Origin of the sequence: Kitasatospora sp. NPDC004799, from assembly GCF_040609095.1 — a bacterium.
In the GTDB taxonomy this organism is placed as follows: Bacteria; Actinomycetota; Actinomycetes; order Streptomycetales; family Streptomycetaceae; genus Kitasatospora.
This window is the reverse complement of sequence record NZ_JBEXJK010000365.1, coordinates 1-8,352: the sequence shown is the minus strand read 5'-3', so window position 1 is coordinate 8,352 and position 8,352 is coordinate 1. Positions and strand designations below refer to the sequence as shown.

3 protein-coding genes are annotated in these 8,352 nt (G+C 75.4%); 2 read left to right on the top strand and 1 reads right to left on the bottom strand.

Annotated features, from left to right (window positions below; genetic code table 11):
• Positions 1-6,188: beta-ketoacyl synthase N-terminal-like domain-containing protein (locus ABZW03_RS32285; protein WP_355266228.1), on the bottom strand; the 6,188-nt coding region annotated here is incomplete at its 3' end.
• Positions 6,189-7,305: 1,117 nt separating this feature from the next.
• On the opposite strand from ABZW03_RS32285, the gene ABZW03_RS32280 reads away from it, so the two are divergent.
• Together ABZW03_RS32280 and ABZW03_RS32275 are read left to right on the top strand one after the other, a co-directional pair.
• Complete coding sequence (locus tag ABZW03_RS32280) at positions 7,306-8,001, top strand: phosphoadenylyl-sulfate reductase (protein WP_355266226.1); 696 nt, start codon at positions 7,306-7,308, stop codon at positions 7,999-8,001.
• Positions 8,002-8,080: 79 nt separating this feature from the next.
• A partial coding sequence (locus ABZW03_RS32275; RefSeq protein WP_355266231.1) for an adenylyl-sulfate kinase occupies positions 8,081-8,352 on the top strand: 272 nt, incomplete at its 3' end.

The window sequence follows — 8,352 nt, the reverse complement described above, 5'->3', positions numbered from 1 at the left end:
AGGTAGCTGCCGTCGGCCCGGACGGGGGCCGGTGCCGCGCCGCCGAGCGCGGTCTCCCGCAGCCGGGCGGCGTACCAGCGGCCGTCCCGGACCGCCAGGTGGCCGCGCCCCGCCAGGCCGGCGACGCGCGCCAGCAGCCCGGCCAGGGTCGGCGGGGTCCGGCGCGGCTCGAGGTCCACCTGGACGCACCTGAGGTCGGGGTACTCGGCGATGACGGCCTTGGCCAGGCCGGTGAGCGGCGCCTGGGCGGCGTCCGGCCGGGTCGGCGCCTGCGGCACCCGCACCGCGCCGGTGGAGCAGACCACGACCCCGGGCCGGTCCGCGCCGAACTCCCGCAGGAAGGCGCGCAGGACCGCGAAGGCCGTACCGGCGAGCGCGACGGGGTCCTCCCCGGCGGCGTCGTCCCCGGCGGTCTCGTCCCCGGTTGGCTGGGGCCCGCCGGCCTGGAGGACCAGGCCGGCGACGCCGTCCGTCCGGCCGCGGGCCTCGGCGAACAGCCGGGCCAGCGCCTCGTCCGAGGCGTCCGGCGCGACCGGCAGGCCCAGCGCCGGGACGGCCGCACCGGCGCACCAGTCGTCCACCAGCGAGGCGTCCGTCCCGCAGACCAGCCAGCTGCCCGGCCGGTCGGCGGTGCCCGCCTCCGGTGCCGGCACCCAGTCGGTGCGGTAGCCGCGCACCGCGGCCCCGACCGTTGCCCCGGCCGGCGCTCCGGCCGCCGCCGCGATCAGCTCCGGCGCGACCGGCCGCAGCCGCAGCGCCTCGACGGTGGCCAGCAGGCCGCCGTCCCCGTCCACCAGGTCCAGGTCGAAGGAGCGCTCCCCGTCGGCCCCGGTCCCGGCGTCGCGGGCCACGCACCACAGCCGCGCGGGCAGCGGGCGGTGGACGGTGAGCCGGTCGACGCCCACCGGCAGCAGCAGGTCCCCGGTGTCGCCGAGGAAGGCGGCGGCCACGTGGAAGCAGGCGTCCAGCACCACCGGGTGCGCCCGGTGGGAGGAGCGGTCCTCGGCCGGCAGGTCGGCCTCGACCAGGCCGACGGCCTCCTTCTCGCCCGCCCACAGCGCGCGCAGGGCGCGGAAGGCCGGGCCGTACTCCAGGCCGCGGGCGCGCAGCGTCCCGTACAGGCCGTCGACGTCCCGCTCGGCCAGGCCGGCCCGCAGCAGGTCGAGGTCGGCCCGGGTCGCCGGGGCCGGCTCGGCGGGCCGGGCGGCCGCCACCGTGACGTGCCCGGTCCAGGCGCCCGCCCCGGCCACCCGGCCGAAGCCGCGCACCCGGTGCCCGTCCGGCCCGGCCTCGACCACCGCCTGGGCGGTGACCGGCGCGTCCTCGGGCAGGGCGAGGAAGGCGGTGAAGGAGACGCCCTGGAGCGTCCACGGGCCGTCACCGGCGACGGCGCGGACGGCCGCGTCGGCCCACTCCGCCATCGCGGCGGCGGGCAGCACCGCCCGCCCGGCCACCCGGTGCTCGTCCAGGTACCACGGCCGGTCGGCGGTCAGCGTGCGGGAGAACCAGTGGCCCTCGGCGCCGGCCAGCTCGACCGGCGCGCCGAGCAGCGGGTGCCGCCCGTCGCCGCCGTCGGTGAACCAGTGCCGGGTCGGGGCGAGCGGGTGGCCCGGCAGCGCGACCGGCAGCGGCGGCCGGCCGTGCTCGCCGTCCCGGGCCCGCAGGACGCCGGCCCAGTCGACCCGCCCGCCCCGGACGTACCACTCGGCCAGCCCGCGCTGGAACCGGCGGTCGTCGGTGTCGTCCCGGTGGAGGCTCGGCAGGCCGACGGCGTCGGTGAGCACGGCCTCGACCAGCGGGCCGAGCACCGGGTGCGGCCCGCACTCGACCACGGTGGCGCAGCCGAGCGTGGCCAGCGCGGCCAGGCAGTCGCCGAAGCGCACCGGTTCGAGCGCGTGCCGGGCGAAGTAGGCGGCCGAGAACTCCCGCTCGACGGCGCCGGTCAGGTTGGCCGCCACGGGGATCGCGGGGGCGCGGAACCCGACCGTCGCGGCGACCCGCTCGAACTCCGCGACCGCCTCCGCCATCAGCGGGGAGTGGAAGGCCCGGGTGCCGTGCAGCCGGGTGACCTTGGCGCCGCGCCGCTCCCAGCGGGCCGCCACTTCGGCCGTCGCCGCCTCGGTGCCCGAGACGACCGCGTCCTCCGGCCCGTTGAGGGCGGCGACCACCACCGACCGGTCCGCGGGCAGGTCCGCGCGCAGCTCGGCGATCAGCTCGCGGCCCGCGTGGACGGCGTACATCGCCCCGGCCCCCGCGAGGTCCTGCATCAGGCCGGCCCGGGCCACCACCAGCCGAACGGCGTCCGGCAGGCTCAGCACGCCGGCCACGCAGGCCGCCACGTACTCGCCGAGGCTGTGCCCGGCCACGGCGTCCGGCCGCACCCCGCAGGCGCCCCACAGCGCGGCGAGCGCGTAGTCCACGGCGAACAGGGCCGGCTGGGCGAAGCGGGTCTGTTCGAGGTCCAGCTTCGGGCCGGGGGCGTCGCACAGCGTCGGCAGCAGGGAGACCCCCAGCTCCGCGCGCACCAGCGCGTCCACCTCGTCGAGCGCGGTGCGGAAGGCCGCGTGCCGGAAGTACAGCGCCTTGGCCATCCCGGGGTACTGCGCGCCCTGGCCGGTGAAGACGAAGGCCACCGGCCCGGGCCCGCCGCCGGGCGCCACGCCGCGCACCACCGTGGGGGCGGGCTCGCCGTCCCGGTACGCCGCCAGGGCCTCCGCGGCCTCGCCGTGCGAGCGGGCCGGCACGGCGATCCGGTGGTCGTGGTGGGCGCGCCGGGCTCCGGCGGTGTGGACCAGCGCGCTCCACGCCGGGGCCGCGCCGCCCTCCCCCGCCAGCGCCCCGGCGTAGTCGCCGGCGAGCCGGCGCAGGGCGGGGCCGGTCTTCGCCGACACCGGGAGGAAGGTCCACTCGCCGCTCTCCGCGGCCTCCACCCGGGGCCGCCTCTCCGGCGCGCCGGAGAGGACCACGTGGGCGTTGGTGCCGCCGAACCCGAAGGAGCTGACCGCCGCCGCCCGGCCGGGGCCCGCGGGCCACTCCGTCGTCGCGCGCGGGATCCGCAGCCGCGAACCGTCCAGCCCGATCAGCGGGTTGACGGTGTCCACGTGCAGGGAGGCCGGGATCCGCCGGTGCTCCAGGCAGAGCACCGCCTTGATCAGGCCGGCCATGCCCGCCGCGGCCTCCAGGTGGCCGATGTTGCTCTTCACCGAGCCGACGTGCAGCTCGCCGCCGGCCGACTCCCCGTAGACGGCGCGCAGCGCGCCCATCTCGATCGGGTCGCCGAGCCGGGTGCCGGTGCCGTGGGCCTCGACGTAGCCGACCTGGTCGGCGGTCAGCCCGGCGGCGGCGAGGGCGGCGCGCAGCACGGCCTCCTGGGACGGCCCGTTCGGCGCGGTCAGGGTGCTGCTGCGCCCGTCCGAGGTGACGGCCGAGCCCGCGACCAGGGCGCGGATCCGGTCGTCGGCGGCGACCGCGTCGGACTGGCGCCGGAGCACCACGACGCCGCAGCCCTCGCCTCGCACGTAGCCGTCCGCCGAGGCGTCGAAGGTCTTGCACCGGCCGTCCGGGGCGAGCATGCCGGCCTCGGTGAAGACCGTGGTCAGCCCCGGGTCCAGGAGCAGGTTGACGCCGGCCACCACGGCGAGGTCGCACTCGCCGAGCCGCAGGCTGGCGCAGGCCTGGTGGAGGGCCACCAGGGAGGACGAGCAGGCCGTGTCCACCGCCTGGCTGGGGCCGCGCAGGTCCCACAGGTAGGAGATCCGGTTGGCCGCGACGCTCGCGGCGCTGCCGGTGCCGTCGTGGGCCGTGACCGCGCCGCCGGCCCGGTCCTGGAGCCGGCCGTAGTCGTGGGTGCTGATCCCGACGAAGACGCCCGTCCGGCCGCCGGCCAGCGCCTGCGGGTCCGCGCCGGCGTCCTCCAGGGCCCGCCACACCGTGGTCAGCAGCAGGCGCTGCTGCGGGTCCATCCGGCGGGCCTCGTCGCGGGAGATCCCGAAGAAGGCGGCGTCGAACTCCTCGACCCCGTCGACGAATCCGCCCCAGGCCGGCTCGCCGTGCTCCAGCCGGTAGCCGAGCAGCCGGCGGCGCGCCGGGACCTCGGTCACCGCGTCCCGGCCGTCGACCAGCAGCTGCCAGAACGCGTCGACGTCCGGGGCGCCGGGCAGCCGGCAGGCCATGCCGACGACGGCGATCGGCTCGCGGGCGTCGGCCGCTCCGGGCCGCTCGGCCCGGTCGGTCCGTTCGGTCGTCCGGGGCTGTCCGGCCGGCCGCGACGGGGCGTCGTCCCCGCGCCCGAGCGCGGTGGCCAGCGCCGCGACGGTGGGGTGGTTGTAGAGGTCCTTGGCGTCGACCGGGGCGCCGAGCCAGGCCCGGAGGTCGGCGGCGAGTCCGGCGAGCCCGGCGGAGTCGAAGCCGAGGGAGCCGAAGGGCGCGTCCTGCGGGACGTCGCCGGGGGCGAGCCGGCGCAGGTCGGCGATCCGCGCGGTCAGCCAGTCGGCCACGGCCTTCGGGGAGCGCTGCGGCCCGGCGGCCGCGGGGGTGGTGGGGGCGGCCGGGGCTGCGGCTGCGGAGGAGACGTGCACCGGCTTGAGCCCGTCCGTCAGGAAGAGCCGCTTGCACTCCTGCCGGCGGACCTTGCCGCTCGACGTCAGCGGGAGCTGGGCCGGGCGGATCAGCACCACGGTCCGCGGGTCGAGCCCGTGCTCCTCGACCACGGCGAGCCGGATGCTGCGGACGACCTCCTCGCGGTCGGCGCCGCGGAACCCGTCCCGGGTCAGCTCGCTGACCACGACCAGCTGCTCGACGCCCTCGGCGTCCTCCACCGAGAAGGCGACGCCCTTGTCCCGTTCGACGGCCGGGTGGGAGTCCGCGACGGTCAGCTCGATGTCGTGCGGGTAGTGGTTGACGCCGCGGACCACGATCAGGTCCTTGCGCCGTCCGGTGATGTAGGTGTGCGGGCCGATCCGCCCGCCGAGGTCGCCGGTGCGCAGGTACGGACCGCTGCCGTCGGCCAGCCGGGCCCCGAAGGCGGCCTCGGTCGCCTCGGCGTTCCGCCAGTAGCCGGGGCTCACCGTGTCGCCGCTCAGCCAGAGTTCGCCGCACTCCCCGTCCGGGAGCGGGGTCCTGGTCTCCGGGTCGACGACCAGCAGCCCGGTGCCCGGCAGCACGTCGCCGTTGCTCGGCAGCACGCGGGCGCCCGGTGTGCCGTCCGGCACGCCGCGCAGCCGGCCGCGTCCCAGCTCCTCGACGTCGAAGGCGGCGAGGCCCAGCGGCTCGTGCCGCCGGCGCATCGCCACCGCGAGCGTGGACTCGGCCATTCCGTAGGCCGGGGTGAAGATGTCGGCACGACATCGGAGCGGCGCGAACTCGGCGGCGAACCGCTCGATCGACTGCGGGCGAATCGGTTCGGCACCGATCATCAGCGTGCGGAGCGCGGAGAGGTCCAGGCCCGCGCGGTCCTCCGGGCGGATGCGCTCGCAGCACAGGTCGAGCGCGAAGTTGGGGCCGAAGGTCAGCGCGGCCCGGTAGCGGGTGGCCGCGGCCAGCCAGCGCCGCGGCTCCTGGACGAAGTCGATCGGGGCCATCAGCACGTTCGTCACCCCGGCCCGCAGCGGGAGCAGCAGGCCGGCCACCAGGCCGAAGTCGTGGAAGAGCGGCAGCCAGGACAGCGACACCTCGTCCGGCTCCAGCTCCAGCCCGTCGGCGAGCATGTCGAGCTGCTGGACGATGTTCCGGTGGGTGACCATGACGCCGCGCGGGCGCCCCGTCGAACCTGAGGTGTACTGGAGGTAGCCGACGTCGTCCGGACGGAGCGCGGGCTCGCGCCAGCCGTCCGGATCCGCCGAGGTCAGCTCACCCGTCGTCAGCACCGCGCAGGAGGAGGGGAGTTCGCGGCTCATCGCCTGGACCCGGTCCGCGCCCACCACTGCGAGCCGCGGGGTGCAGTCGTCGACGATGCCCTCGACCCGGGCGCCCTTGCGGCTCCGGGTGGGCGGGAAAGCGGGCACCGCGATCGCCTGGGCGTAGAGGCAGCCCAGAAAGGCGACGGCGTAGTCGACACCCTGGGGCAGCAGGATCAGCACCCGCTCGCCGGCCATGCCACGGGCCTGGAGCCCCGCGGCGAACGCCCGCGCACGGCGGTCGTACTCGGCGAACGACAGGCGTTCGAGCTCGCTCTCCCCCTCGGCCAGCATGATGATCGCCGGCTTCTCCGGAAGCCCGACAGCTCGTGCACGAACATCACTGACAATGGACGCGAAGAAATCCGGCCGAGACTTTGTTGCCACGCTTTATCCCGCTTTCAGAGCAGCCTGAAGTGAAACACGTGAAGCAGTGAAGAAAACCACTGAAAACTGCCGAAAGGCAGTGAAGAAGTACTCGGGCAGGCAAAAGGAAGGGGAGGCGACAGCGCCGTCAACCCTCCGACCCGAGGCGGCCTCAGCAGATGCCGGGCATATCCGTTCGCATGGACAACACCACCCTCGACCACTCCCCCGTTTCGCGCCCCGGCCGGCCCGGGCCGCCGCGTGATCCGCCGCCCCACCGTGCCGGAGTCAATTGAATTGGTGATCACCGTAATGAGCCACCAGGGGTGCGTCAAGCATCGTCCGGGGTTTCTCACCAGCGGAATGCAGGACCGTCGCTTCCCCGACACCCGGGACGCAAGAGGGCGAAAACATGGCCAACACGAAGGAACGGGACATCGCCGTCATACCGCCCGTCGGCCCCGGGGGTCCGAGCGCCCGCCGAACGGGCCGGCCCCGAGCGGCGGTCCGCGACCGCACCGCCCGTACGCTGCACGAACATCGGCCCACGGCACCGGATCAGACGCACCATCAAGATCAAAGAACCGCCGGATACGGCTGGCGCTCCCTACCGAAGCGATCTATGCTCTGTTGCGGCCACATGAACGAATGGGCTGCTCAACACGGGGAGGTGGGCACGGGGAGTCCGGTCGGATCGGATCGGCACCTCGGGCCCCGAGGCAGGGGTTCAGCGGAAAGTCCGCATACGCATTTCAATCCGAGCTCGCGGTTCGAGCTCCACCGCTCCGCGGCATTCCAGGCCGCGTCGACCACCCGTCGGGCCGGGTGGGGGGAACGGTGGCGAAACGTGGCGTGATCATTACATGACAACAAATGGTCGATGAGCCGCCAGAACTCCGCCGGGGACACCCTGTTCGGAAAATCCGTCCACCAGCCAACGGGGGCTGCTGGATTCGGAATCCCGGATACGCCGGGCCCTCCCGTGGGCCCGAGGCCGGACCGGGGCGGGCGAGGGACAGCTATTCGACAATGGGGGACGATGGCAATGACCGCGACTGACTACGCGTCGCTGGCGGAGCGGGCCGGGCGTGAGTTGGAGGAGGCGAGCGCGCAGGAGGTCCTGCGGTGGGCCGCCGACACCTTCGGTCGGCGGTTCTGCGTCACCTCCTCGATGGAGGACGCGGTGGTGGCGCACCTGGCGTCCTCGGTGCTCCCCGGGGTGGACGTGGTGTTCCTGGACACCGGCTACCACTTCGCGGAGACGATCGGGACGCGGGACGCGGTGGCGGCGACGATGCCGGTCAACGTCGTCACGCTCACCCCGCTGAAGACCGTCGCCGAGCAGGACGCCGAGCACGGGCCGCGCCTGCACGACCGCGATCCGGACCTGTGCTGCGCGCTGCGGAAGGTCGAGCCGCTGAACCGGGGCCTGGCCGGGTACGACGCGTGGGCGACGGGGCTGCGCCGGGACGAGTCGCCGAGCCGGGCGAACACCCCGGTGGTGTCCTGGGACCCGAAGCGCCGCAAGGTCAAGCTCGCGCCGATCGCGCGGTGGACGCAGGAGGACGTGGACGCCTACGTCGCCGCGAACGGCGTGCTGCTCAACCCGCTGCTGTGGGAGGGCTACACCTCGATCGGCTGCTCGCCGCTGTCCTGCACCCGCAAGCCCGCCGAGGGCGAGGACGCCCGGGCCGGACGCTGGTCCGGCAGCAGCAAGACCGAGTGCGGCATCCACCTCTGACCGGTCGGCACCGTCCGGCCTGTCCGCCCTGATCAGACATCACCTCTCGTGTAAGGAAGACGCTGTGACAGCTCATGCCCTGGCCGCCGGTGGAGCCGCGGGGGCGGCCCCCGCGGCCGCTCCCTGCGAGCGCGGCGCCACCGTGTGGCTGACCGGGCTGCCCAGCGCCGGCAAGACCACCCTCGCCTTCGCCCTGGCCGAGCGGCTGCGCGCCGAGGGCCACAAGGTCGAGGTCCTGGACGGCGACGAGATCCGCGAGTTCCTCTCCCAGGGCCTGGGCTTCACCCGCGAGGACCGCCACACCAACGTCACCCGGATCGGCTTCGTCGCCGAGAAGCTCGCCGCCAACGG